This window comes from Variovorax sp. P2_H12 (assembly GCF_056403395.1).
Map to the genome: position 1 here is coordinate 124,474 of NZ_JBFUFO010000009.1, position 24,375 is coordinate 148,848.

General features: G+C 70.0%; 22 protein-coding genes. 16 read left to right on the plus strand and 6 right to left on the minus strand.

Annotated elements, in window-relative coordinates; translation table 11 throughout:
* Nucleotides 1-181 precede the first annotated feature (181 nt).
* From tssL to AC1DYK_RS08360, 12 genes are all read left to right on the plus strand, one after another.
* Nucleotides 182-1,444: a type VI secretion system protein TssL, long form gene (gene tssL, locus AC1DYK_RS08305; protein ID WP_478165832.1), complete on the plus strand. Its 1,263-nt coding sequence runs from the start codon at nucleotides 182-184 to the stop codon at nucleotides 1,442-1,444.
* A complete protein-coding gene (locus tag AC1DYK_RS08310; RefSeq protein WP_478165833.1) occupies nucleotides 1,441-1,698 on the plus strand; it encodes a PAAR domain-containing protein in 258 nt (85 codons plus the stop codon). Before tssL ends, AC1DYK_RS08310 begins: the two co-directional genes overlap by 4 nt.
* Nucleotides 1,699-1,718: 20 nt before the next feature.
* Nucleotides 1,719-5,939 carry a type VI secretion system membrane subunit TssM gene (gene tssM, locus AC1DYK_RS08315; protein WP_478165834.1) on the plus strand — a complete coding sequence of 1,407 codons (4,221 nt, stop codon included), beginning with the start codon at nucleotides 1,719-1,721 and terminating at the stop codon, nucleotides 5,937-5,939.
* Between the two features lie 9 nt (nucleotides 5,940-5,948).
* The gene (locus AC1DYK_RS08320) at nucleotides 5,949-6,686 is read left to right on the plus strand and encodes a TagF domain-containing protein (protein WP_478165835.1); all 738 of its coding nucleotides are present in this window, start codon (nucleotides 5,949-5,951) and stop codon (nucleotides 6,684-6,686) included.
* Entirely contained in the window at nucleotides 6,683-7,489 is an 807-nt protein-coding gene (locus AC1DYK_RS08325) for a TagK domain-containing protein (RefSeq protein ID WP_478165836.1), read from the plus strand. Before AC1DYK_RS08320 ends, AC1DYK_RS08325 begins: the two co-directional genes overlap by 4 nt.
* Nucleotides 7,490-7,514: 25 nt before the next feature.
* Nucleotides 7,515-8,393 carry a type VI secretion system accessory protein TagJ gene (locus tag AC1DYK_RS08330; protein ID WP_478165837.1) on the plus strand — a complete coding sequence of 293 codons (879 nt, stop codon included), beginning with the start codon at nucleotides 7,515-7,517 and terminating at the stop codon, nucleotides 8,391-8,393.
* A gap of 76 nt (nucleotides 8,394-8,469) precedes the next feature.
* On the plus strand, nucleotides 8,470-9,021 hold the full coding sequence (gene tssE / locus AC1DYK_RS08335; RefSeq protein WP_478165931.1) for a type VI secretion system baseplate subunit TssE: 552 nt from the start codon (nucleotides 8,470-8,472) through the stop codon (nucleotides 9,019-9,021).
* A 22-nt stretch (nucleotides 9,022-9,043) separates the two neighbouring features.
* Complete coding sequence (gene tssF / locus AC1DYK_RS08340; RefSeq protein ID WP_478165838.1) at nucleotides 9,044-10,924, plus strand: type VI secretion system baseplate subunit TssF; 1,881 nt, start codon at nucleotides 9,044-9,046, stop codon at nucleotides 10,922-10,924.
* Nucleotides 10,921-12,087 (plus strand): type VI secretion system baseplate subunit TssG, encoded by a 1,167-nt coding sequence (gene tssG / locus AC1DYK_RS08345; RefSeq protein WP_478165839.1) that lies wholly within the window; start codon nucleotides 10,921-10,923, stop codon nucleotides 12,085-12,087. The genes tssF and tssG overlap by 4 nt, the downstream gene beginning before the upstream one ends.
* Before the next feature lie 25 nt (nucleotides 12,088-12,112).
* Nucleotides 12,113-13,195: a type VI secretion system protein TssA gene (locus AC1DYK_RS08350; protein WP_478165840.1), complete on the plus strand. Its 1,083-nt coding sequence runs from the start codon at nucleotides 12,113-12,115 to the stop codon at nucleotides 13,193-13,195.
* 17 nt (nucleotides 13,196-13,212) lie between these two features.
* Nucleotides 13,213-13,830, plus strand: a complete 618-nt coding sequence (locus AC1DYK_RS08355) for a hypothetical protein (protein ID WP_478165841.1) — start codon at nucleotides 13,213-13,215, stop codon at nucleotides 13,828-13,830.
* Nucleotides 13,831-14,214: 384 nt separating this feature from the next.
* Nucleotides 14,215-14,853 (plus strand): hypothetical protein, encoded by a 639-nt coding sequence (locus AC1DYK_RS08360; RefSeq protein ID WP_478165842.1) that lies wholly within the window; start codon nucleotides 14,215-14,217, stop codon nucleotides 14,851-14,853.
* A gap of 43 nt (nucleotides 14,854-14,896) precedes the next feature.
* Here the strand turns inward: AC1DYK_RS08360 and gloA are convergent, their stop codons facing one another.
* From gloA to AC1DYK_RS08390, 6 genes are all read right to left on the minus strand, one after another.
* Nucleotides 14,897-15,307: a lactoylglutathione lyase gene (gene gloA, locus AC1DYK_RS08365; protein ID WP_478165843.1), complete on the minus strand. Its 411-nt coding sequence runs from the start codon at nucleotides 15,305-15,307 to the stop codon at nucleotides 14,897-14,899.
* 42 nt (nucleotides 15,308-15,349) lie between these two features.
* Complete coding sequence (locus AC1DYK_RS08370) at nucleotides 15,350-16,051, minus strand: glutathione S-transferase family protein (protein ID WP_478165844.1); 702 nt, start codon at nucleotides 16,049-16,051, stop codon at nucleotides 15,350-15,352.
* Between the two features lie 86 nt (nucleotides 16,052-16,137).
* Nucleotides 16,138-16,824, minus strand: a complete 687-nt coding sequence (locus AC1DYK_RS08375) for an ABC transporter ATP-binding protein (RefSeq protein ID WP_478165845.1) — start codon at nucleotides 16,822-16,824, stop codon at nucleotides 16,138-16,140.
* 147 nt (nucleotides 16,825-16,971) lie between these two features.
* Nucleotides 16,972-18,609 (minus strand): ABC transporter permease, encoded by a 1,638-nt coding sequence (locus AC1DYK_RS08380; RefSeq protein WP_478165846.1) that lies wholly within the window; start codon nucleotides 18,607-18,609, stop codon nucleotides 16,972-16,974.
* Entirely contained in the window at nucleotides 18,606-19,655 is a 1,050-nt protein-coding gene (locus AC1DYK_RS08385; RefSeq protein ID WP_478165847.1) for an extracellular solute-binding protein, read from the minus strand. The genes AC1DYK_RS08380 and AC1DYK_RS08385 overlap by 4 nt, the downstream gene beginning before the upstream one ends.
* Nucleotides 19,656-19,804: 149 nt before the next feature.
* Nucleotides 19,805-20,347 carry a PaaI family thioesterase gene (locus AC1DYK_RS08390; RefSeq protein ID WP_478165848.1) on the minus strand — a complete coding sequence of 181 codons (543 nt, stop codon included), beginning with the start codon at nucleotides 20,345-20,347 and terminating at the stop codon, nucleotides 19,805-19,807.
* A gap of 51 nt (nucleotides 20,348-20,398) precedes the next feature.
* Here AC1DYK_RS08390 and AC1DYK_RS08395 point away from each other — a divergent pair, with 51 nt between their 5' ends.
* The 4 genes from AC1DYK_RS08395 (at nucleotide 20,399) to AC1DYK_RS08410 (ending at nucleotide 24,303) form a co-directional block, all read left to right on the plus strand.
* Nucleotides 20,399-20,863: a MarR family winged helix-turn-helix transcriptional regulator gene (locus AC1DYK_RS08395; RefSeq protein ID WP_478165849.1), complete on the plus strand. Its 465-nt coding sequence runs from the start codon at nucleotides 20,399-20,401 to the stop codon at nucleotides 20,861-20,863.
* Nucleotides 20,856-22,109, plus strand: coding sequence for an MFS transporter (locus AC1DYK_RS08400; protein ID WP_478165850.1), 1,254 nt, complete (start codon nucleotides 20,856-20,858; stop codon nucleotides 22,107-22,109). The genes AC1DYK_RS08395 and AC1DYK_RS08400 overlap by 8 nt, the downstream gene beginning before the upstream one ends.
* 62 nt (nucleotides 22,110-22,171) lie before the next feature.
* Nucleotides 22,172-23,575, plus strand: a complete 1,404-nt coding sequence (locus AC1DYK_RS08405) for an MATE family efflux transporter (protein ID WP_478165851.1) — start codon at nucleotides 22,172-22,174, stop codon at nucleotides 23,573-23,575.
* Between the two features lie 29 nt (nucleotides 23,576-23,604).
* Nucleotides 23,605-24,303, plus strand: coding sequence for an SDR family oxidoreductase (locus tag AC1DYK_RS08410; RefSeq protein WP_478165852.1), 699 nt, complete (start codon nucleotides 23,605-23,607; stop codon nucleotides 24,301-24,303).
* The last annotated feature ends 72 nt before the right edge of the window (nucleotides 24,304-24,375 follow it).

Here is a 24,375-nt window from a genome sequence, read left to right on the forward strand (position 1 = left end):
CAACCGGTGCGTTGCCTTTCCCAATCCCCTTTCATTTCTCTCTCCAAGTTTTTCTGCTCCCATGACTGAACCCGCTACCGCGCCCGACAGCGCCCACACAGGCACCTCGCCAACCTCCGCGGACGGGCAAGGTACCCGGTGGGGCGGGGAAACCCAGAGCGCCGGCGATGAGACCATTCCCTTGGCGCCCGAACCTCCCCATGACGCCCGCCTCGCCGCCGTCAAGGCCGCCCAGAACCCTTTGCTCGAAGCCGCGCAGCCCTTGCTGCGCGCGCTCTGCGACATGCCCAAGGAACTCTCAGCCGACCGGGTCGAGGTGCTGCACCGTCTGCTGGTGCGCGAAGTCACCACCTTCCAGATGGTGTGCAGCAATGCCCAGATCCGGAACGAGCACGTGGTGGCGGCCAGCTATGCGCTGTGTACCGCCATCGACGAAGCCGCCAACCGCACCGCCTGGGGCGGCGGCGTGGGCGGCAGCACCGGCGTGTGGGCCAAACAGCAACTGGCGCAGAAATTCCACGACGACCACAAGGGCGGCGAAAAGGTCTTCCTCCTCATCGGCCGGCTGGCGGCCTCGCCGCAGGAGCACATCGATCTTCTCGACCTGTTGTTCTTCATTCTGGCCCTGGGCTTCGAGGGCCGCTACCACTCGCCCACCAACGGCCCGCGCCAGCTCGAAACCATCCGCCATCGTCTCTACGACATCGTCATGCGCGCACGCGGCGACGTACCGCGCGCGCTGTCTCCGCACTGGAAGGGCGTGGGCGCGGGCAAGTTCCGGCTGCTGCGCACGGTGCCGGTGTGGGTCACGGTGTCGCTGCTGTCGCTGGGGCTGCTGGGGCAGTACGCCTGGTACAAGTACCAGCTCGTGCACAGCAGCACCGAGGTCGAGGCCAGCATCCGCGCCATCGGCGCGCTGCGTCCGCCACCCCCGCCACCGGCGCCCGCGCACAGGTCGCTGCGGCTGAAGGAACTGCTGGCGCCCGAGATCGCGCGCGGCAGCGTGAGCGTGGAGGAAGACGACGCGCACAGCGCGGTCAGCTTCAAGGGCGACGACATGTTCGTGCCGGGCCAGGCGCGGGTCAACGCCAGGCTGCTGCCCACGATCGCCAAGGTGGCCAACGAGATCAACGAGGTCTCGGGCACCGTGCGCATCACGGGGCACTCGGACAACCGGCCGATCAAGACCCGCCAGTTCCCCGACAACCAGGCGCTCAGCGAGCAGCGCGCCGCCGCCGTGGCGGAGGTGCTCAAGAGCCGCGGCGTGGCCCTCGACCGCCTGGTGGTGGAGGGCAGGGGCGACACCCAGCCGATGGCCGACAACGCCACGGCGCCGGGGCGTGCGCGCAACCGGCGCGTGGACATCGTGGTGACGCAGGGCGATGCGCCTGCGCCGACGAGCGGCCGCGCGCCGCTCGGCAGCGACTCTGGAGCGAAGCCATGAGTCGAAGAGTGATCGTGGTCGGCGACCGCACCACCCATGGCGGCAAGGTGATCTCCGGCGCCGCCGGCCTCACGGTGCAGGACCGGCCCGTCGCCCGGCTGGGCGACGAAGTGGACTGCCCGCTGCACGGCGTCAACAAGATCGTCGAAGGCGAGCCGGGCCATGACATCGGTGGCCGGCCGGTGGCGCTCGAAGGGCACCGCACGGCCTGCGGCTCGGTGCTGATCGGCTCCGTCGACCAGACGGTCGGCTGAGCCATCCAGGACAAGTTCTCATGCAATTTCTCAGATCCTTTCTCGCTTTCTTTTTCTCCCGCGCCATGCTGGCCTTCATCGCTCTGGCGGTGCTGGGGCTGGCGATCTGGTTCGTCGGCCCGCTGATCGCGGTGGACGGCCTGCGGCCGCTGGCAGGGGTCGGCGTGCGCGTCAGCCTGCTGGTGCTGCTGCTGGCCTTCGCGATCCTGTGGCTGGCTTCCGCGCCGGTCAGCCTCGCGGGCGTGGCGGCCCTGTGCCTGCTCACCTGGCATGCCGGGCCGCTGCTCTCGCTGGGCGCGGCACGCCCGCTCCAGCCCGTGTGGGTGCGCGCGACCGTGATCGGCGTGATCGTGGGGCTCTGCGCGGTCTACTGGCTCTACAAGCTGTGGCAGGCCGTCAAGGCGGACCCGGGGGCGATCGCCAAGTTCTTCACCGCCAAGTCCGAGAAAGAGAAGCTCCGGCAGGACACCAAGGAGCAGCTCAAGAGCGTCACCAGCGTGGTCCAGGGAGCGCTCGCGCAGCTCAGGAACCTGCGGGGCACCGGTGGACTGCGTCGCATCGTCGAAGGCAAGCGCTACCTGTACGACCTGCCCTGGTACATGATCGTCGGCAGCCCCGACGCCGGAAAGACCACCGCGCTGCTGAACTCGGGCCTGCAGTTTCCGTTGGCGCGCAAGATGAGCGGGCCCTCGGGCAGCGCGGCTTTCGCATCCGGCGCCGGCACCCTGAACTGCGACTGGTGGCTCAGCAACGAGGCGGTGCTGATCGACACCGCCGGCCGCTACACCACGCAGGACAGCGATGCCGCCAACACCATCGAGTGGCGCGGTTTCCTGGGCCTGCTGCGCAAGCACCGCACGCGCGCGCCGATCAACGGCGCGATCGTGGCGCTGAACACGGCCGAGCTGCTGCGCAGGTCCGACGTCGAACGCCGGCAACACGCCGGCATGGTGCGCGACCGGCTGGCCGAACTGCGCCAGGAGCTGGGCATCCGCTTTCCGGTGTACGTGGTCGTCACCAAGACCGACCTGCTGAGCGGCTTCTCGGAGTACTTCCAGTCGCTCACCAGCGAAGGCCGGGCCCAGACCTGGGGCTTCACGCTGCCCTATGAGGGGCTCAAGGGCAGGCCGCAGAACTCGGCGGCCGACTTCGCCGCCCGACGCGACGCCCTGCGCACGAAGCTCGATGCCGAGTTCGGTCTTCTCGTGGGCCGCCTCCATGAAGGACTGCGGCCCCGGCTGAACGAGGAATACGACATCGAGCGCCGCCATCGGCTGCTGGGCCTGCCGCAGGAGTTGCAGGGCCTGATCCAACCCCTGGTCGAGGCGATCGACGAGATCTTCCTGGATTCGCGCTACGACACCACCCAACTGCACAACACGCTGCGCGGCGTGTACTTCACGAGCGGCGCGCAGGCCCTGGAACCCGTCTTCGCGGACAAGAGCACGCTGATGCAGCGCCTGTGGCAAAGCCTGGAGCCCGCGGGCCGCGCCTCGCCGCGCAAGGACAAGGAGGCGCCGGTGACGGAAGCGGCAATGGCAACGCCGCCGGCAGCCGATTCGACCGAAAGGGCCAAGCAGGGCGGCGCATCGCCAGACGCCGAGGCATCGTCCACCGAGACGCAGCCTGCAAAGGCGGCCGCGAGCGTGCCGATCGTCGGCGTCGCCGCGGGCCCGGAGCCGATCGTCACCGACGCCGATCGCGGCAAGCAGGGCTTCTTCCTGCAAGACCTGCTCACCAAGGTCATCATCCCCGAGGCGCATCTCGTGCGCCCCAACCTGCGCTGGGAGTTCCGCTTCCGCCTGCTGCGCCTGCTAGGCCATGCGCTGGCGGTGGTGGTCTTCCTGTGGCTGGCCGGTGCGCTGACCTTGAGCTTCGGCCACAACAAGGACTACCTGGCGGTCGTGGGCCAACGGGCCCAGGCGCTGATGGGCCAGGTGCGCGCCCTGTATGCCAGCTTCAAGCCCACCGGCGTGCCCGACGTGCTCAACGGCGCGCGCGAGCTGCCGGGCCATCCGGGCCTGGACGTCGACAACCCGCCGCTCAGCCATCTCTACGGCCTGTACAGCGTGCCGCCGGTGCTGGAGGCTTCGTCCGAGACCTATGCCCAGTTGCAGGACCACATGCTGGTGCCGGCCATCCTGCAGCGCATGGAGGCCGTGCTGGCGCAGAGCGTGCGCGACCAGGACGCGAAGAGCGCCTACGAAACCCTGCGCGTCTACAAGCTGCTGCACGACAAGGAGCGCTTCATGAGCGGCGGCGCGCGCGACGTGCGCGACTGGGTGCTCAAGGATTGGGAGACCACCGAGAGCGCGGCGGTCTTCGGTGGCCGCGCCTCGATGGTGGGCCATGTGCAGGCCCTGTTCTCGGGGCAGCGCCCGGTGCAGTCGGCTTCGCTGCCGAACGAGGCGCTGGTGCGCCAGGTGCAGAGCTTCCTGAACAGCAACACCTCGACGCAACGCGTCTACGAGCGCGCCAAGGCGGCCATGCGGCAGCAGGCGCCCGAAGAGTTCACGCTGGTGCGCGCCGTGGGGCCGCAGGCGGGCACCGTGTTCTCGCGCGTGGATGGACAGCCGCTCGAGAAGGGCGTGCCCGGCATGTTCACCTACGACGGCTACCACGAGCTCTTCAGCAAGCGGCTGCCTGAATTCGTGGCGCGCGCGCTGGGCGACGATGCCTGGGTCATGGGGCAGGGCCATGCGGCCTTCGCATTGGACAGCCTGAAGAAGGGCGCGGCGGACGAAGCGGCAGACCGGCTGCGCCACAGCGCCTTGCTGGAGGACGTGCGCCGCCAGTACCTGAACGAGTACGCGAGCGAATGGGAGAATTTTCTCGATTCGATCCGCACCGTCGGCGGCAGCGAGGTCACCGGCACCAGCCTGGGTTTCGATCTCAGCGTGCTGCGCCAGCTGGCCGCGCCCGATTCGCCGCTGTCGCGGCTGGCGCGCGCAGCGGCGCGCGAGACCACGCTCTCGCGTCCGCTCGTGGTGCAGGCGCAGCAGGAGAGGAGCTTTCTCGACAAGGCGGCTGACGAGCTCGACAAGAAGACGCGCGAGATCGGCAAGAACTTCGGCATCCGCGCCGAAGAGCGGCTGGAGCGCGAGATCGTCGACAACCGCTTCGCCGCCCTGCGCGAAGTGGTCACGGGGCAGCCCGACATCGCGCTGAGCTCCGGCGTCGGCGCCAGCAGCGCCAAGCCCGGGCTCGAAGCCATCTCGGGCCTGATCAACGAGTTCTACACCACGCTGGTGGTGGCCGACACGGCGCTCACGGCCGGCAGCCTGCCGCCTGGCGGCGCCGAGGTGGGCGCCCGACTGAAGCTGGAGGCCGGCAAGTTGCCGGCGCCTTTTCGGGAGGTGTTGACGGCCTTGGCAGACAGCGGCGGCGGCAAGGTGGCCGAGGGCTCGGCCGGCATCCTGCGCCAGCAGGCGCAGGTGCAGCTCGACCGCATCATGGGCCTGATGGCGATGCAGGTCAGCGAGCCCTGCCGGCGCGGCGTCGAGGGCCGCTATCCGCTCGCGGCCGTGGCGGAGGACGCCTCGATCGAGGACTTCTCGCAAGTGTTCGCCGCCGGCGGCGCGGCGGACGAATTCTTCACCAAGTACCTGGCGCCTTTCGTCGACACCAGCGTGCGCCCGTGGCGCTACAAGCATCCCGACATGGCGAATGCGATGGTCGGCGCGGAAGGCGTGGCCAACGGCACCGCGCCGCAGCCCGCGACCACGGGGCCGACGCTGCTCGGAGAGTTGCTGAAACTGCTGGCACAGAGCGGCCCGAACCTGGATGCCTTCTACCGTGCGCGCCAGATCCGCGAGCTGTTCTTCCGCGACGCGGCGGGCAAGAAGTTCGCGTGGAAGATGGAGCTGAAGGTGATGGAGCTGGAGCCCAGCGTCACCGATCTCATCATCGACATCGACGGCCAGGGCCTGCGCTATGTGCATGGCCCGGTGCAATCCTTTGCCGTGAACTGGCCCGGACCGCGCGGTGGTTCGACGGCCGAGCTGACCGCCAATCCGCGCATCTCGGGGGCGACGTCGACGGTGCAGGCCCATGGGCCCTGGGCCTTGTTCCGATTGCTCGAAAAAGGCCGCATCGTCAGCACCGCCACGCCCGGACGCATGAGCGTCGAGTTCCAGTTCGATGGCCGCAAGGCGCTGCTCGACATCCATTCGGGCAGCCAGCCGAATCCGCTCAACAGCGATGTGCTCAAGGGCTTTCGCTGCCCGGGCCGCTTTGCCTGAGCCGGCGCCATGTTGCAAAACCTGATCGCGAGCACCCTCGTTTCGCCGCCTGCCATCTGGGGCAAGCTGCGCGGCCATGCGGACTTCGTGCGCAGCGGCGTGCGGCACGGCGAGATCGAAGGCTGGCAACCCTGGCTGGCCCGGCACGCCGACATGGCGGCGCTCGACCTGCGCCGTGCGCTGCCGGCTGCCTTCGTGCTGCCTCCGGGCACCCTGGCCTTTGCGCCGACGCACTTCGTGCTCGGCGTGGTCACGCCTTCGGCAGACCGGGCGGGGCGCCGCCATGCACTGCTCGTGTACCAACGGGCGCATCCGGCCTGGGTTCGCGGGCATTTCGAAGCCCAGGCCCTGCAGCCGCGCGACTGGCTGTTCTGGCTGGCGCTGGCGGTCGGGCGCCACACCGGGGAGCGCGGAGCGGCTGAATTGCGGGCCCTCGAGCGCTCGGTGCAGACGTTGTGGCCGTTGCACGCGCCGGGCTGGCGCGAGCTGGGCGCGCGCCGTCCGCGCCGCGAACTCACCGAGTCGGAGTGCCTGCGCGCGATGGCGCTGCTCGATCGCACGGCCGGCCCCGCATCGCCCGACGACCTTGTGCAATGCCTGAGCGGCGCCCGCGACCTGCCGTGGGCCGACTGGCCCGCCCGCCTGCACCACGGCGAGGCGGACTGTGCGTTCTGGCTGCGGGACGCCTATGGCGGATTCGTCCACGCGGCGAACCGGTTGACAGACCTTTGGAGCATCGAGCCATGAACAGCGCCCCATCACCCCTTCAAACAGAAGAGGCCGCAAGTGCCGCGGAAGAAGCCTTCGATCTGCGCGACCTCGCGCTGTCCGGCAACTCGCAGCCGGCACAAGCTTTCAACGATCCCTTCGGCGTTCTCGACATCGCCGGGGCGATACCACGGCCTGTGGCCGATCCCCTGGCCGAGTTGCTGGGTGAGCTGCCGCCACGGCCTGCCGCAACACCTTTGGACATCACGCGCCTTGGGCGTGTCGCAGCGGATGGTCAGGCGCTGGCGTCGTCGGCCGCGGACCCCACCGCGCTGCAGCTGACGGTGCCCGACTTGTTCGACGGCCTGCACGCGGAGTTCGCTCGCGTGGTGCGCGATCCGACCCGTCTCACCGGGGGGGGCGATTGGCAGGGCGCAGCTGCGCCCGAAGGCCCGACCGCACCCAGCATGGAGGAACTGAGCCGGGACGGGGAGAAGTACCCCATGCTGGGCGACATCGTGCAGTCGCGCGCGGGCATCGACAAGGTGCTCGACAGCTTCGATCCGCTGGGCCGGCCGATCTCTCTCGATGGCGAGGCGCCCCAGGAGGTGTTGCAGCTTTTCGCACCGGAACTGATGCACGGCAGCCAGCCCGCCATCCCGAGCCTGACACGGCGTGAGCATCATGCGCTGTCGCCGGACAGCCACATGCCGACGCTCGACGCGCGAGCTGCCGGCAAGGCGTTCGAGGAACAGCGGGAACCCCGGGTGAGCGCATCGACCCAGGTCGTCGCGCTGGACGAATCCGCGGGTCTTGACGACCTCGACAGGCCATCACTTTGAATGACTTCTGAGCCCACCACATTCCATGAATCCATCCAGTTCTTCGCGCGCCGCGCCGGGCACCTCCCAGTCTTTCCGCGACTGGTCCCAGGCCCACCCCCTGTCCGAATCCCTGTCTCGCGCCGAAGCCGAGGTGCGCGCCAGGCCGCAGGCCTCGCACGCCCGCTGGTTCCTGTTCGAACTGCTGTGCCTGCTCGGGCAGTGGGAGCGTGCCCTCAAGCAATTGCAGACATGGGCGACCCTCGCGCGTGACAACGAGAGCACGGCGCATGTGATGCGCGGGCTGATCCGGGCCGAGCATCAGCGCCTGGAAGTCCTGGTGGGTCGCGCCGAGCCCGCAACGCTGATCGCCAGCGAGCGCAAGGTGCCCGCTTGGGTGGTGGGTCTGGCCGAGGCCTTGAAGCTGGCAATCGGCGGCGACCCTGCGGCCACCGAGGGCGGCGACCGGGTCCGCGAGGCGGCGCTGGCACAGGCACCCGACGTGCCGGGTGCGAGCAACCTGCAACCCTCGTTCGCCTGGATCTCGGATTCCGACTCGCGCCTGGGGCCGGTGTGCGAGGTGGTCCTGGCCGGCGCCTACCGCTGGTTGCCTTTCGACGATCTGAGGTCCGTCACCAAGGCCGGCCCGGCGCGCCTGCTCGACCTGCTCTGGTCCCAGGCCGACCTGGTGCTGCGCGACGGCACGCCGCTCAGGGCCTACCTGCCGATGCGCTACCCGGTCCATGCCGGCGATCGCGATGCGCTGCTGATGGCGCGCGAGACGGTCTGGTCCGATGTCGGCCGCACCGGCGTGCTGGCGCGCGGCCAGAAGATGTGGAGCACCGATGCCGGCGACATGGCCTTGCTCGATCTGCGCCATTGCGAGTTCGGTGCCGTGGGAGGGCAGGGCGATGCCGCAGGCTGAAGCCCCCGACACCGAATTCGCGGACCCGTTGCCTCGCGCCGGCGGCGCGCACCGCACGCACCCGGTCCATCCGGGCATTCGCTCTCCGCGCCCGCCCGAGGAGCGCGCGGTGCGCGCGCACGCGCAGCTGCTGCCGACGCTCTTCGATCGCCTGCGCGACGACGCGCCCGGCCGCGCCGGCGAGCGGCCGTCCGACTACACAGTCACGCCTGCCCAGATGCGCGACATCGTCCAGCGCGACCTGGCCTTCCTGCTCAACACCAGCAACGCCGAAGACCTGATCGACCGCACGCGTCACCCCGAGGCCGCGGCCTCGACCGTCAACTTCGGCGTGCCGCCGCTGGCCGGCAGCTACATCTCCGAGCGCAAGTGGGCCGATATCGAAGTGATCATCCGGCGCGCCATCACCGACTACGAGCCGCGCCTGCTGCCCGGCAGCATCAAGGTCTCGCCACTGATGAAGGAGGGCGCGAGCGAGTCCTACAACGTCCTCCTGTTCGAGATCCGCGCCATGATCAATCTCAAGCCCTACCCGCTGGAGCTCACCGTGCAGAGCTCGGTGGACCTCGAAACCAACCGCATGAGCGTCACCCTGCCGTTGCGCGCCTCGTCGCGCGCCTCGGGCTGAACCGCGGCCCTGCTGGAACCCCATGGACCCCGACCTTCTCGACTACTACAACAAAGAGCTCGTCTACATGCGCGACGCGGCCGCGGAGTTCGCGGCTTCGCATCCGAAGATCGCCCGGCGGCTGGGCATGCACGGCGTGGAGGTCGACGACCCGTACGTGGAGCGGCTGATCGAATCGTTCAGCTTTCTCTCGGCGCGCATGCAGATCAAGCTCGATGCCGAGTTCCCGCGCTTCACGCAACGGCTGCTGGAGGTGCTGTACCCCAACTACCTGAGCCCGACGCCGTCGATGGCGGTGGCGCAGCTGAACCCGAGCGTGACGGAGGGCGATTTCACGCGCGGCTTCGCGGTGCCGCGCGACACCGCTTTCCACGCCCGGGTGCCGCCGGGCGAGGAAACGCCTTGCGAATTCCGCTCCAGCCAGGACGTGATGCTGTGGCCGATCGAGATCGTCGATGCCCGCCTCACGGGCGCCCCGCCCGACATCCCCGCGCTCGAGCGCTACGTACCGCCCCACGTGCAGGTGACGGGCGCCCTGCGCCTGCGCCTGCGCACGGTCGGCGAACTCACTTTCGATGCGTTGAAGGGCCTCGACCGCCTGCCGGTCTACCTGCAGGGCAACGAGCAGGTGGCTTCGCACCTGTTCGAACTGCTGCACACCTCGGCGGTCGCCACCTTCACCGGCGTGCCGGGCCAGTTGATGCAGCGGCCGCACGTCGTGACCGAGGGTGCGCTGGTGCACGAGGGACTCGATCCGGGGCAGGGCCTGCTGCCGTTGGAATGGAACACCTTCCACGGCCACAACCTGCTGCACGAGTACTTTGCCTGCCCGGAGCGCTTCTACTTCTTCACGCTGACGCAACTGGCCCCGGGCCTCTCGCGCGTGGCGGGCAGGGAGGCCGAGCTGCTGATCCTGCTGACCCGGCCGCCAGGCGCGCTGGCCGGGCTCGTCGACGCCGGCCAGTTCGCGCTCTTCTGCACGCCGGTGGTCAATCTGTTCGAGCGCCGCACCGACCGCATCGAACTCAACACCGCGGAGCCGGAATTCCACCTGGTGCCCGACCGCTCGCGCCCGCTCGACTTCGAGGTCTACGCGGTCAAGGGCATCGCGGGCCAGCAGGCGCAGACCACGGCCGCGATGGACTTCCGGCCGCTCTACCAGACCCTCAACGAGGACGAGGGCAACTATGGCCGCTACTTCTCGGTGCGCCGCGAGCCGCGCCTGGCGTCCGACACCTCGCGCAAGTACGGCACGCGCACGCCCTACGTCGGCACCGAGGTGTTCGTCTCGCTGGTCGACCAGAACGAGGCCCCCTATGCCGACACCATCCGTTATCTCTCGGTCAAGGCGCTGCTGACCAACCGCGACCTGCCGTGCCTGGTGCCTCGCAACGGCAAGACCGACCTGGCGGTGGCCGAGTCGATCCCGGTGGCCGGCGTGGGGCTGATCCGGCCGCCGAGCACGCCCAAGTCGCCGTTCGCGCAGCGCGAGATCGCCTGGCGGTTGATCCGCCAGCTCGGCTTCAACCACCTGCCGCTGGCCGACCTGCCGCACCGCGAAGGCGCGCAGGCGCTGCGCGACATGCTGCGGCTGTTCGTCTCGATCGACAACGACGTGCAGCGCCGCCAGATCGAAAGCCTGGTGGGGTCGCGCATCGAGCCCGTCACGCGGCGCCTGCCGGGCGCCGGTCCGCTGATCTACGGCCGCGGCGTGCGCTGCATCCTGAGCGTGGACGAGCAGGGCTTCTCGGGCACCAGCCCCTATCTGTTCGGGCTGGTGCTCGAGCACTATCTCGCGCGCCACGTCAGCATCAACGTGTTCACCCAGACGGTGCTCGAGTCGATGCAGCGCGGCACGGTCGCGCGCTGGCCGGTGCGCATGGGCGGGCGAGGGGTGGCATGAGAAAAACGGTCGAGACCCACGCGAAAAACGACCTGGCCCTGCAGACCACGCTGGAGCGCCTGCGCCAGGCGCCTTGGAAGTTCGGCTTCACGGTGCTGATGCGCCGCTTCGGCGCGCTGCATTCCGAGCTGCCACCCATCGGGCGGGCCAGCCGCCCGCAGCAGGAGCGCTTCAGGCTCGGCCAGACCGCGGCGCTGAGCTTCGCGCCGCGCGAGATCGCCGAGGTGGCGCTGCCGGGCGCGAGCGTGCCAACGCCCGGGACTGGCAGTGCGCCGGCGCGCACCGGCAACAACCCGGCGCTGCCGATGGTGCGGCTGTACGGGCTCGGGCTGCTGGGGCCCAACGGGCCGCTGCCGCTGCACTACACCGAACTCGTGCGCGACCGCACCGAGAACCACCGCGACAGCACGCTGGCCGACTTCCTCGACATCTTCCATCACCGCTTTCTCACGCACATGCACCGGGCCTGGGCGCAAAGCCAGGCGGCGGCCGGGCTCGACCGTGCCGACGACGAGACCTTCAGCCGCTACATCGCGCGGCTGACCGGCCACGATCCGCTCGAGATCCGGGACTCGGTGCTGCCCGCCCATGCGCGGATGGCCGCCTCCACCCACCTGAGCCGCGAAGCGCGCAACCCCGACGGCCTGGCCGCCACGCTGGCGCGCTTCTTCGCGGTGCCGGTGCAACTGCAGGAATTCGTGATGCACTGGATCCGCATCGATGCCGAGGACCAGACCCACCTGGGCGTGCCGCGCACCTCGAGCGTGATGGGGCTTGGCGCCATCGCCGGCGAGGTGGTGGCCGATCGCCAGAACAAGTTCCGGTTGGTGATAGGGCCCTTGAGTCTCGACCAGTACCTTCGCTTTACGCCGCAAGGCAAGGACCTGCCGATGCTGGTCGAGTGGGTGCGCGGCTTCATCGGCTTCGAGTTCGTCTGGGAGGTCGAGCTGCGTGTGCGCAACGACAGCGCGCCGCCGGCCCGCCTCGAAGACAAGGAGAAGCTCGGCTGGTCGACCTGGCTGGGCGGCTCGGACGGCGCGGGGCTGGGCGTCGAGCATGGCCGGCCGGCCGCGGGCGGCCCCGACTACGCGGTCGGCATGGTGTTCGAGCCGGAGGAATACATCGGCCTGCGTACCTGCCGTGGCCCCGCCAGCATCCAGTGAGTTCACTTCATTCCATTCCAGATCCATGATTCACGCTTCCAACCCCTCGAACCCGCCAGCGGCCGCGGTCCCCGACTGGCTGCGGCCGATCAGCAGCACCCAGCCCTGTGGCGCCAGCCTGGAATACGACGCCGAATACGCGGTGCTCCTGTCGCGCATGACGCCGCGCGGCGAAGCGCAATACGGCAAGTTCGTCGGCACGTCCGATGCGCCCAATTGGGCCGAGATCGAGCGCGACTGCCGTCGCCTGCTGCTGCGGACCAAGGACATCGGCCTGTTCGTGTGGCTCTGCCGCGCACGCGCGCGCCAGAGCCAGGCCGCGGGGCTTGCACAGGTGCTTTCCATGCTGGAAGCGGCATTGCGCACCTGGCCCGACGCCATCCATCCGCAGCTCGTGATCGAGGGCCAGGCCGATCCCGAGGTGCGCGCCAACGCGCTGGCCGCGCTGGTCGATCCCGAGGGATTGATGAGCGACGTGCGCGAGATCGTGGTCGCCTCCAGCACCGCCTTGCGCCTGACGGTGCGCGACGTCGAGCGGGCCTTTGCCGTGCCGCGGCCCGCCGATGCGCAGAGCCCGGAGTCGGTGAGCCTGCAGTTGCTGGCGCTGCATGCGGCCGCCGGGCGGGATGCGCAGGCGCCCGTGAAGCTGCTCGCGCAAGCCGCGCGGCATGCGCGCGAGATCGATGCCTGGACCAAGGCCCATCTGGGCGAGGACGCGCCCTCGCTGCAGGCGCTGGTTCGATTGCTGGACGTGTTCGTCACACCGGAGACGGCGAACGCCGCCACATTGGAGAACGCGCCGGCGGATGTCCAGGCGGCGCCGCGCGAGGGAGGCTGGCGCGCGGATGCCTCGGCGTCGACCGATCCGGGGACCTGGTCGCGGTCCGGCCAAGGCGCCGCGACGCGCGCCGACATCCTGGGCCGCATCCGCTCGGCGCGCGAGTGGTTCGAAACGCATGAGCCGAGCAGCCCCGTGGCCGTGCTGCTCAAGCAGGCCGAGCGGATGGTAGGCAAGCGCTTCTACGAGGTGGCCGACGCGATCCCCCTGGACCTGCTGAAGAAATGGGAGTTGGACCATGACACAGCTGGCGAAGGAGCTCAAGCATGAGTGATTGGGGTCAGTTCATGGCCATCCTCTGGCTCGGGTGCCTGCTGGCGGTCCTGACAGGGACCTCGGTGGTGGCCTGGTGGTGCGTGCGCCGGCTCCGAGCCGCATTCGGCGAGCAGATCCGGCTGGCGCTGCGGGATCTGCCGGCATTGGCGCAAGGGCGGCTGCAGCCGGTGGACGCGCCCGGACGCAACGCGGACGTCGCCCAGGCCGTGCGCCAGGCCATCCAGATCGAGCTCGAGTTCCAGGAACGGCAGCAGGCGGAACGTGATCAGGCCCGAGCGGAGGAACTGCGGCGCTGGCAGGCGGATCAGGAGGAGCGTCGCGCCCAGGAGTTCCGCGCGTTGCTCCATGTGATGTCGGCGCAATCGGCGAGGGGGCCGCTGCCGAGCGGCGATGCGCAGCGTGCTGCGCCGCGATCGCCGGTGGCATCAGCGCCAGCCACGTCCGCACGGCCGCCCGAGCTGATGCAGACGCCGTTGCCACGCTCTCAGCCCGCGTTCGAGCCCGAAGCGCCTGCGGTCGAACTCAGTGACGAAGAGATCGATGCGCTGCCGGCTGAAGTTCCGATGGCAGGCCGGCCCCGAAAGCGGGTCCTGCCGGCACCGACCAAGCCCGTGTTGCGCGACCTTTGATCGGCGGTTCTCCCGCTGCTCGATTCCGTTCTCGTCGGTCCGGCGGACGAGGCCAGCAATGCGATGCCTGCTCAGGCGCGCAGACATCGGGTTGTCGACGATTCGGCCGTCGTTCAGACCGATGCGTCATGCATGGGACGAAGCATTGAGGCCGAAGCGCCGGCGGCACTTTCGGACTTTTCCCTCGGCGCGTTCCGAACGCCCTCGCTTCGCTTCCCCGCCATTCCAAGTGAATGGGTGCGCCCAAGAAAAGCCGCCGCGCCTCAGGGCGGGATGCGTGAACTCATCACATCCATCTGAGACAAAAAGGCGAGCCCCGAAGGTGCAACCAACACCAACGAGGCTCTAACCACAACGTGCAACATGTAGAAAGCAACGCACATCATGGCTACCTCGAATCATAGACATCCCGCCGACATCGTCCTCACGATCGGCACGCGTTCCATCCAGATCGTCTTGAACGGCGACAGTCGTCCCTTCGCACCCGCCCCGCGCCGCCGCTGCCTCGCCTCGATCGTGGACCGGCGCCTGCAGCGTGCCGCGCCATCGCCCGCCCGTCCGGCGGCGGCCGAGGGCGGCGCGCTCATCGCGCGCCACGCCCCCTTCGAAGTCTTCGCCGAGCTCTCGAAGGTGGTGCGCGCCGCCCGCAACGAGATCCTGATCGTCGACCCCTATGTCAACGCCACCGCGCTGACCGACATCGCGGTCTGCGCGCGCGAAGGCGTGCGCATCCGCATCCTCGGCGATCGCGCGGGCGCCAAGTCCAGCCTCGGCCCCGCGGTCAGCCGCTGGCAGGCGCAGTACCGCACAGCGCGGCCGCTCGAAGTGCGCCTGTCAGCCACCAAGCCCCTCCATGACCGCCTGTTGCTGATCGACCGTGCGGAGGTCTGGAACCTGTCGCAGTCGATCGCGGACTTCGCGAGCAGGTCGCCGGCGTCGATCGAGCGCAGCGGCTCGGCCATCGCACGCGAGAAGGCCGACATCTACTTCGGCCTGTGGACCACGGCCGCGCCGATGGGCTGAGCCTGGGCCCCGGGCCGGCAGGCGCCGGGCTGCGCGAAGGGCCTCAGCGCAGCCCGCCGCCCGCGGCGCCTTCCGCGCGCTGGATGAGTTCGATCTTGTACCCATCCGGATCCGTCACGAAGGCAATCACGGTGCTGCCGCCCTTGACCGGCCCGGCCTCGCGCGTGACGTTGCCGCCCGCCGCCTTGATCTTCTCGCAGGCCGCGTAGGCGTCGGGCACGCCGAGCGCGATGTGGCCGTAGGCGGTGCCCATCTCGTAGTTGTCGGTGCCCCAGTTGTAGGTCAGCTCGATCTCGGCCTGCGCCGGGTTGCCCTCGTAGCCGACGAAGGCGAGGCTGTACTTGTACTCGGGGTTCTCGGAGGTGCGCAGCAGTTGCATGCCCAGCACCTGGGTGTAGAAGTCGATCGAGCGCTGGAGGTTGCCAACGCGCAGCATGGTGTGGAGAAGTCGCATGTCGTGGGGCGCGAAGAGTGGTCGTTTCGCCATTGTCGCGCGTCAGGCGCGCGCGGCGGGGCCGGCCAGCGTCAGCAGATGCGCCTCATGCCGGCGCAGGAAGTCCCGCAGGTGCTGCGCGTACGCGGGCACCACGGCAGCGCGCACGCTCGGGCGGACCGCCAGCGCTGCGCGCCAGTCGCGCACCCGGGGTGTCGCCTCGAAGACGCGCGAGTCGCTGATCTCGTCGAAGACGTCGAAGTAGCGAAAGATCGGTGCGAAGACGGCATCGACCAGGCTGAAGCTTGCGCCCGCGAAGTACGGGCCGTCCTTCAGCGCCGCCTCGACGCGTTCGAACTTGCCCGCGAGCGCAAGGCGTTTCTGCTCGAACACCTCGGCATCGCGCGTGGTCTCGTAGCCCCACAGGTCGGCCAGGATCGCGGAGCCGAACTCCATCCAGCCCCGGGACTCGGCACGTGCGAGCGGGTCTTCGGGGTGCAGGCGCACGCCGGACTGCGTTTCTTCGAGGTACTCGCAGATCACATTGCTTTCGAACAGGATCGCTTCGCCGCCGCCGGACTGCGGCACGCGCAGAAGCGGCACCTTGCCGAGCGGCGAGATGGCGGTGAACCAGTCCGGCTTGTCGGCCAGGTCGATGACGACGCGTTCGAAAGCGACGCCCTTCTCGTGCAGGGCGATCGCGGCGCGCTGCACGTAGGGGCAGAGCAGGTGGCTGACCAGGGTGAGCGGTTGGGGCTGGGACATGGTGCTCTCTCTCTCGTTCGGAGTGGGTCTGGAAGCGGGAATTCTTCCGGGCCGTGAAGACCTTGTCTAAAAAAGCCCTCTCCGCATTAGCCGCGGCTGCTGGCGGACCAGCGGGTCAGCCGGCCGTCGTGCATGACGCCGATGCGGTCGGCCATGGCGTGCGCCTCGGCCTCGTTGTGCGTCACCAGCACCGCGGTCTGGCCGGCGCTCTTGAGGATTTCGCGCACCTCGGCCGTCAAGCGCTCGCGCGTGCTGCCGTCGAGATTGGAGAAGGGTTCGTCGAGCAGCAGCAACGCGGGCTCGGGTGCCAGTGCGCGCGCCAGCGCGATGCGCTGCTGCTGGCCGCCCGAGAGTTCGTGCGGAAGGCGCTCGCCCGCGTTGGGAAGCCCGACCAGCGCGAGCATCGCCGCCACGCGCTCGCGTTGCGCGGCGCGCGGCCAGCGGCGCAGGCCGAAGGCGACGTTGCGTGCCGCGCTCAGATGCGGAAACAGCGCGTACTCCTGGAACATCATGCCGACGCGACGCCGCTCGGGCGGCACGTGCACCTCGGCCGACGACAGCAGGCTGTCGCCGAGGCGGATGCGGCCCGCGCGCACCGGCTCGAAGCCGGCGATCGCGCGCAGCACCGTGGTCTTGCCGCAGCCCGAGGGGCCGAGCAGGCAGCCGATGTCGCCGGCGGCGAGCGAGAGGGAAAAGCCATCGACCACCGTGTGCAGGCCGTGGGCGCCTTCGTAGCCGAGGCGCAGGTCTTCGATTTCCAGCGCGGCGCTCATTGGAATACCTTCGTGCTTCGCACTGCGGTGCGAGCTTGCTTGGGGCGGCCCGGCGCGGCGCTCATACGAGCCCCCACGCTCGGCACTGCGTGTCCTCGCTGCCCCCCCAGGGGGTGCGAGCTTGCTTGGGGCGGCCCGGCGCGGCGCTCATGACGCGGCCTCCGAGAATCCACTGCGCGCCAGCAGCACCACCGGCAGCAGCCCCGCGACCACGATCGCCAGTGCCGCGATCGCGCCTTCCTCGTAGGTGCCGCGCGCGGCTTCCGCATAGAGCCAGGTGGCGAGCGTGTCGAAGTTGGCCGGCCGCAGCAGCAGGGTGGCCGGCAGCTCCTTCATGGCATCGACGAACACCAGCAGCGCGCTGGCCGCGATCGCGGGCCGCAGCAGCGGCAGGTGGACGCGGCGCAGCGTGCCGTTGGCGTTCTCGCCGAGCAGGCGCGACGCCTGTTCGAGCGCCGGCGGGATGCGTGCCAGGCCGGCCTCGATGCCGCCCACCGGCATCGCCAGGAAGCGGATCGCGCAGGCCACCACCAGCACGATGCCCGCGCCCATCAGCGGCAGGCCCGGATGGCCGATCAGCGCGGCCAGCGCGGCATCGGCGGCCAGCGCCGGCGTCAGGAGACCGATCGCGAGCACGGTGCCCGGCACCGCATAGCCCAGCGTGGCGATCCGGCCCTGCCAGCGCCCGCGGTTGCGCATCGAGCCCTGCGTGCGCACCGCCCAGGCCACGACCAGGCCGGCAGCGACCGCGACCGTGGTCACGCCCGCGGCGACGCCGATCGTGTTGACGAGGCTGGAGACCAGGCCGGCCGAAATCCCGCCGCCCAGGCGCAGGCGCTTCGCCGTTTCCCACACCAGGTAGAGCGCCGGCGCGGCGAAGCCGACCAGCACCGGCAGCGCGGCCGCGGCGCTGGCGAGCCATGCCGCCGCGCCGTGCAGCCGGCGCGGCTGGATGGCGCGCATGCGCTGCGCCGAGCCGAAGCGCTGGTGGCGCCGGCCGTGGCGCTCCAGCAGCACCAGCGCGATCACCACGAACAGCATGGCGGAGGCGATCTGGGCCGCGCCCGCGAGGTCGGAGCGGGTGATCCAGGTCGTGTAGACCGCGACCGTGAGCGTCTGGATGCCGAGGAATTCGGAGGCGCCGATGTCGTTGAGCGTTTCGAGCAAAGCCAGGCTGAGGCCGACCGCCAGCGCCGGCCGGGCCAGCGGCAGCGCCACCCGCACGAAGGCGCCCAGGCGGCTCTCGCCGAGCGAGCGGGCCGCCTCCATCAGGTGGGCGGGCTGGGTCATGAACATGGCGCGTGCGGTCATGTAGACATAAGGGTAGAGCACGAAGCCGAGCACGAAGATCGCGCCGGGCATGGAGCGCAGGTCGGGCAGGCGGAACTGGCGCGGGCTGTCGAAGCCCAGCAGCCATCGGATCGCGCCCTGCACCGGACCGAGCGGATGCAGCAGGTCGAGGTAGGCGAAGGCCACGATGTAGGTGGGCATCGCCAGCGGCAGCAGCAGCGCCCAGTGCAGGACGCCGCGGCCGGGGAAGTCGCAGGCGGTCACCAGCCAGGCGCAGCCGGTGCCGATCACCAGCACCAGCAGCCCGACGCCGGCCAGCAGCATCGCGGTGTCGAGCGCCGCCCGGGGCAGCACATGCCGGGCCAGGTGGCCCCAGTGCCCCAGGCCCGAACCGAAGGCGAGCCACAGCAGACTCAGCACCGGCGCCAGCACGCCGAGTGCGATCAGCACCGAAGCGATCCGCCAGACCGGGCCGACCGACCGCAGCCGCGTCACTGGTCGAACGCGACCTTGTCGACCAGCGCGCTGGCCTGCTTTCGGTACTTCGCGACCTCGGCGATCGGCAGCGGGTCGACCTTGAGCTCGCCGATGCTGGAGGCAATGATCGGATCGAGCGCCACGCCCTTGCGCACCGGGTATTCGTAGTTGGCTTCGGCATAGAGCACCTGCGCCGGCGGCGACACCAGGAACTCGAGCAGCTTGACCGCGTTGGCGCGCTGCGGCGCGTTCTTCGCCACCGAGGCGCCGCTGATGTTGACGTGCGTGCCGCCGCCCTGCACGAAGGTCGGCTTGATCACCTTGATCGCGTCGCCCCACTTGCGCGCGTCGGTGCCTTCCTTGGCGCCCTTCAGCTGGCCGACGTAGTAGGAGTTGGCCAGGCCGACGTCGCAGATGCCGCCGAGGATGTCGCGCGCCACGTCGCGGTCGCCGCCGGTGGCCTTGCGGCCCAGGTTGGCCTTGACGCCGCGCAGCCATTGCTCGGCCTTGGCCTCGCCCTCGTGCGCGATCAGCGCCGACACCAGCGCCACGTTGTAGGGATGCTGGCCCGAGCGGATGCAGACCTTGCCCTTGTACTTCGGGTTCGCGAGGTCTTCATAGTGGAACGAGGTGAGCGGCAGGCTCTTGTCGGCATACAGCACCCGGGCGCGCATCGACAGCCCGAACCATTGGCCGTCGGCACCGCGCAGGTTGGACGGAATGGCGGATTCGAGGGCGGCCGATTTCACCGGCTGGGTGACGCCGCCGTCGACCAGGTCGATCAGGTTGCCGATGTCGACCGTCATCAGCACGTCGGCCGGCGAGCGGGCGCCTTCGGCCTTGACGCGCTCGAGCAGGCCGTCCTTCACGAACACGGTGTTGACCTTGATGTCGTTCTGTGCGCTGAAGGCCGCGAGCAACGGCTGGATCAGGCCCGGTTCGCGGGTGGTGTAGAGCGTGACTTCGCCGGCCGCGTGGGCGGGCAGGGCGGCGGCCAGCAGGACGAGGGCGGTCGCGCCCAGCGCGAGGGTCGCGCGGGCAGGCGCGCGAGGGCGTGCGGTCATGAAGCGTCTCCAGGGGACTGTGGATCGAGTGGCATCGGCGCGCGGCTCGCGTGCGTCAATGCGAATCATAATCACTGGCGTCCCCCCGGGGGCGGCGCAATGTCCCCCCGCCGCCGAAGGTGTATTCACCTCAGAGTGCGCAGGGGCTCTCAGCGGCTCGGCAGTTCGAACACCAGGCAAGTGGTGGTGGCGTGCGCATAGAGGGTGCCGTCGGCACCGACGAGGCGGGCCTCGGCGGTGGCCAGCTGGCGGCCGCAATGCAGCACCTTGCCCTCGGCGCGCACGCGCTGCACCTTGGGCGTCAGCGCCTTCACGAGGTTCACGCCAAGCTCGGCCGTGGTGTAGCCATGGCCGGCCGGCAGCATCGTGTGCACGGCACAGCCCAGCGCCGAATCGAGCAGGGTGGCGAACCAGCCGCCATGGACGGTCCCGAGCGGATTCAGGTGTTCGGCCAGCGGCCTGCCCTGGAACACCGCGCGCCCCGGTTCGACCTCGATCAGCTGGAAGGACAGCGTCTTGGCGATCGGGGCATACGGGATCTCGGCCCGCAGCATCGCCCTCATGATCTCCAGCCCGGTCTTGCCGGCGATCTGCTCCCGCTGCGCGACCCCGGGGCCCGGGCCCGCGTCCAGCCGTTCCGAGATCGTGGCTTCCTCGGCGATCCAGGCCGCCAGTTGATCGGTCGATGTCATGCGAATTCCCTTAAAGTTGCATATGCAATGATTGTAGCTACAATCATCGACATGAACACCATCGCGAAGCCGCAAGGCTGTACCAATTTCCGGCTGCGGCACCTGGTGCGGCAGGTCTCGCGCCACTACGACGCCGAGCTCGCGAAGAGCGGTCTCAAGACCACGCAGTACTCGCTGCTGTCGCATGTGCTGCATCTCGGGCCGCTGCGGCCGGTCGACCTGGCGAAGGCGATGGGCGTCGAGGCCTCGACGCTCACGCGCAACCTCAAGCCGATGGTCGCCGCCGGCTGGCTGACGCAGGGCGAGGGCCCCGATGCGCGCAGCCGGCTGGTCGCGATCACCGACGAGGGCCGGCGCAAGCGCAGCGAGGCGCAGCGCCACTGGCGCATCGCGCAGGAGACGCTCAACGAGCTGCTCGGTGTCGAGCGGGTGCTGGCACTGCACCAGCTGCTCGACGAGAGCATCGCCATCCTGCAGGGTCCGGGCGAGATCGCCGAGGGAGCACTCGATGAATGACCACACCACCGCGGGCGCGTCGTCCGTCGCCCGCTACGCCGTCTGGGTCGTGCTGCTGGCCGCGGCCGGCACCTTCGCGCTGACCATGGGGGTGCGCCAGACGATGGGGCTGTTCCTGTCGTCGCTCAACACCTCGACCGGCCTGGGCATCGGCAGCATCAGCCTGGCCTTCGCCTTCGGCCAGCTGTGGTGGGGCCTCACGCAGCCCTTCGCGGGCGCGGTGGCCGACCGCATCGGTACCGGCCGCGTGATCTTCATCGGCGTGCTGCTGGTGGCGCTGGGCACCTTCCTCACGCCGCTGATGACCACCACGGCCGGCCTGATCTTCGCGATCGGCGTGCTGGCCGCGGGCGGTGCGGGCATGGCGGGGCCGTCGGTGCTGATGGCCGCGACCACGCGCCTGGTGCCGGCCCACAGGCGCGGCCTGGCCACCGGCATCGTCAACGCGGGCGGCTCCTTCGGCCAGTTCGCGATGGCGCCGATCGCGATCGGGCTGATGGCTGCCGTCGGCTGGGCCAGCGCCATGCAGTGGCTGGCCATCCTGATCCTGCTGGCGCTGCCGGCGGTGTGGGTGCTCAAGGGCAACTCGAACCTGCTCGCGGCGCAATCGGCTGCCGCCAGCGGCATCCAGCCGCTCAGTGCACGCGAGGCGATCCGGCAGGCGCTCGGCACGCCGAGCTATCGCTACCTGAGCCTCGGCTTCCTGGTCTGCGGCTTCCACGTCGCCTTCCTCGCCACCCATCTTCCGGGCGTGGTCGCGGCCTGCGGCCTGCCGCCCGAGATCGGCGGCTGGGCGCTCGGCATGATCGGCCTCTTCAACATCGTCGGCAGCCTGGCGATGGGCTGGGCCGTCGGCCGCTGGCGCATGAAGTCGCTGCTGGCGCTGCTCTATGCGACCCGCGGCCTCGCGGTGCTGGTCTTCCTGCTGGCGCCCAAGACGCCGGTCGTGATGCTGGTCTTCGCCGCCGTGATGGGCGTGACCTTCCTCTCGACCGTTCCGCCGACCGCGGGCCTGGTCGCCAAGATGTTCGGCCCCGCCAACATGGCGATGCTGTTCGGCATCGTGATGCTGGCGCACCAGGTCGGCGGCTTCCTCGGCGCCTTCCTCGGCGGCTATGTGTTCCAGGCCACCGGCAGCTACGACATCGTCTGGTACATCGACATCGTGCTGGCGGCCGGGGCGGCGCTGGTCAACCTGCCGATCCGCGAATCGCGGCCGGTGCTGATGGCGAAGGCGCTCGCATGAGCGCAGCGCCGGGCCGCTCCCAAGCAAGCTTGCACCGCAGTGCGAAGCACGAAGGTGCTCCATTGACGTCGCTGGACCCGCGCACCCGGCGCCTGCTCGAAGCGCCGATCGTGCCCACGCTGCTGCGCCTGGCCGCGCCCAACGTGGTGGTGATGGTGGCGCAGGCCTCGGTCGGGCTGATCGAGACCTTCTTCGTCGGCAAGCTCGGCACCGACGCGCTGGCCGGCATGGCGCTGGTGTTCCCGATCGTGATGCTGATGCAGATGACCTCGGCCGGCGCCATGGGCGGCGGCATCGCGTCCTCGATCGCGCGCGCGCTCGGTGCCCGCCGGCGCGACGACGCCGACGCGCTGGTGCTGCATGCGATCGCGATCGCGATCGGCTTCGGCGCGCTGTTCATGGTGGCGATGCTGTTCGGCGGACGCTGGCTGTTCTCGCTGATGGGCGGCACCGGCGCTTCGCTCGAGGCCGCGATGGTCTATTCCAACGTCGCCTTCGCGGGCGCGGTGCTGGTGTGGATCTTCAACTCGCTGGCCGCGGTGGTGCGCGGCACCGGCAACATGGCGGTGCCGGCCAACGTCACGGTGGCCGGCGTCGTGGTGCTGGTTCCGCTGTCGCCGCTGCTGATCTTCGGCTGGGGCCCGATCCCGGGCCTCGGCATCGCGGGCGGCGCGGTGGCGCTGCTGGTCTATTACCTGGGCGGCTCGCTCGCGCTGTGGGCCTACCTGCGCTCGGCGGGCAGCCTGCTGAAGCCCTCGTGGGCGAGCGTGCGTTTCCGCTGGCCGCTGTTCCGCGACATCCTGCGCATCGGACTGGTGGGTGCGGTGTCGACCGTGGCGACCAACCTGTCGATCGGCATCGCGACCGCGCTCACGGGCCATTTCGGTCCGGGCGCGATCGCCGGCTACGGCACCGCGTCGCGGCTCGAATACCTGCTGGTGCCGCTGGTGTTCGGCCTCGGCGCGCCGCTGGTCGCGATGGTCGGCACCTGCATCGGCGCCGGCCAGCGCGAGCGCGCCCTGCGCGCCACCTGGGCCGGCGCGGCCATCGCCTTCGTGCTCTCGGGGGCGATCGGCCTGGCCGCCGCGCTGTTCCCGCGCCCCTGGCTGCTGCTCTTCGGCAGCGACCCCGCGATGCTCGAGGCCGGTTCGCAGTACCTGCGCGCCGTCGGGCCGTTCTATGGCTTCTTTGGCGTCGGGCTGGTGCTGTACTTCGCATCCCAGGGCGCGGGCCGGCTGCTGTGGCCGGTGCTCGGCAACATCGCGCGGCTGGTCGTCGCCGGCCTCGGCGGCTGGCTCGCTCTGCGCTGGGGCGGCGATCTCGTGCATGTCTTCGTGATGCAGGGTGCGGCACTGGTGGTGTACGGCATCGTCATCGCCTCGGCGATCGCGGGCGGCGCCTGGTTCGGCCGGGTCGGCTGGCCGCGCAGCACCCGCGCGCTGCTGCGCCGCATCGAGGCTTCCTGATTTTTTTCATCCCTTCCCGAAAGAAGACCATGAACCTCAAGGACTCCGTCGTGTTCATCACCGGCGCCAACCGCGGCCTGGGCCTGGCCTTCGCGAAGGCGGCCCTGGCCGGCGGCGCGAAGAAGGTCTACGCGGCCGCGCGCGACCCCCGGAGCATCACGCTGGCGGGCGTGCATCCGGTGGCGCTCGACGTCACCCGGCCCGAGCAGGCCGAGGCCGCCGCGCGCGATTGCAGTGACGTCACGCTGCTGATCAACAACGCCGGCATCTCGCGCGGCGCGAGCCTGCTGGGTTCGCCCGACGCCTTCGAGTCGGCGCGGGCCGAGTTCGAGACCAACTTCTTCGGCCCCTGGGCGGTCGCCCGCGCCTTCGCGCCGGTGCTGGCCGCGAACGGCGGCGGCGCGATCATCAACGTGTTGTCGGTGCTGAGCTGGCTCAGCCTTCCGGGCTCCGCGACCTACAGCGCCTCGAAGTCGGCCGCCTGGTCGCTGAGCAATGGATTGCGCAATGCCTTGCGCGAGCAGGGGACGCAGGTGCTGAGCCTGCACGTGGCCTTCATGGACACCGACATGACGAGCAAGGTGCCCGGCGCCAAGGCCTCGCCCGACGAGGTGGTGAAGCAGACCTTCGCGGCGCTGGAGGCCGGGCAGTTCGAGGTGCTGGCCGATGCCCTGACGCGGCAGGTCAAGCAGGGCCTGTCGGCCGAAGCGCCGCCTTACGCGGCGTGAGCCAGGCCGGCGATCCGCCCCGGGCGCCGGCAGTTATCATCGCTCCCCGCGCTTGGTGCCTGGCGCGGATCG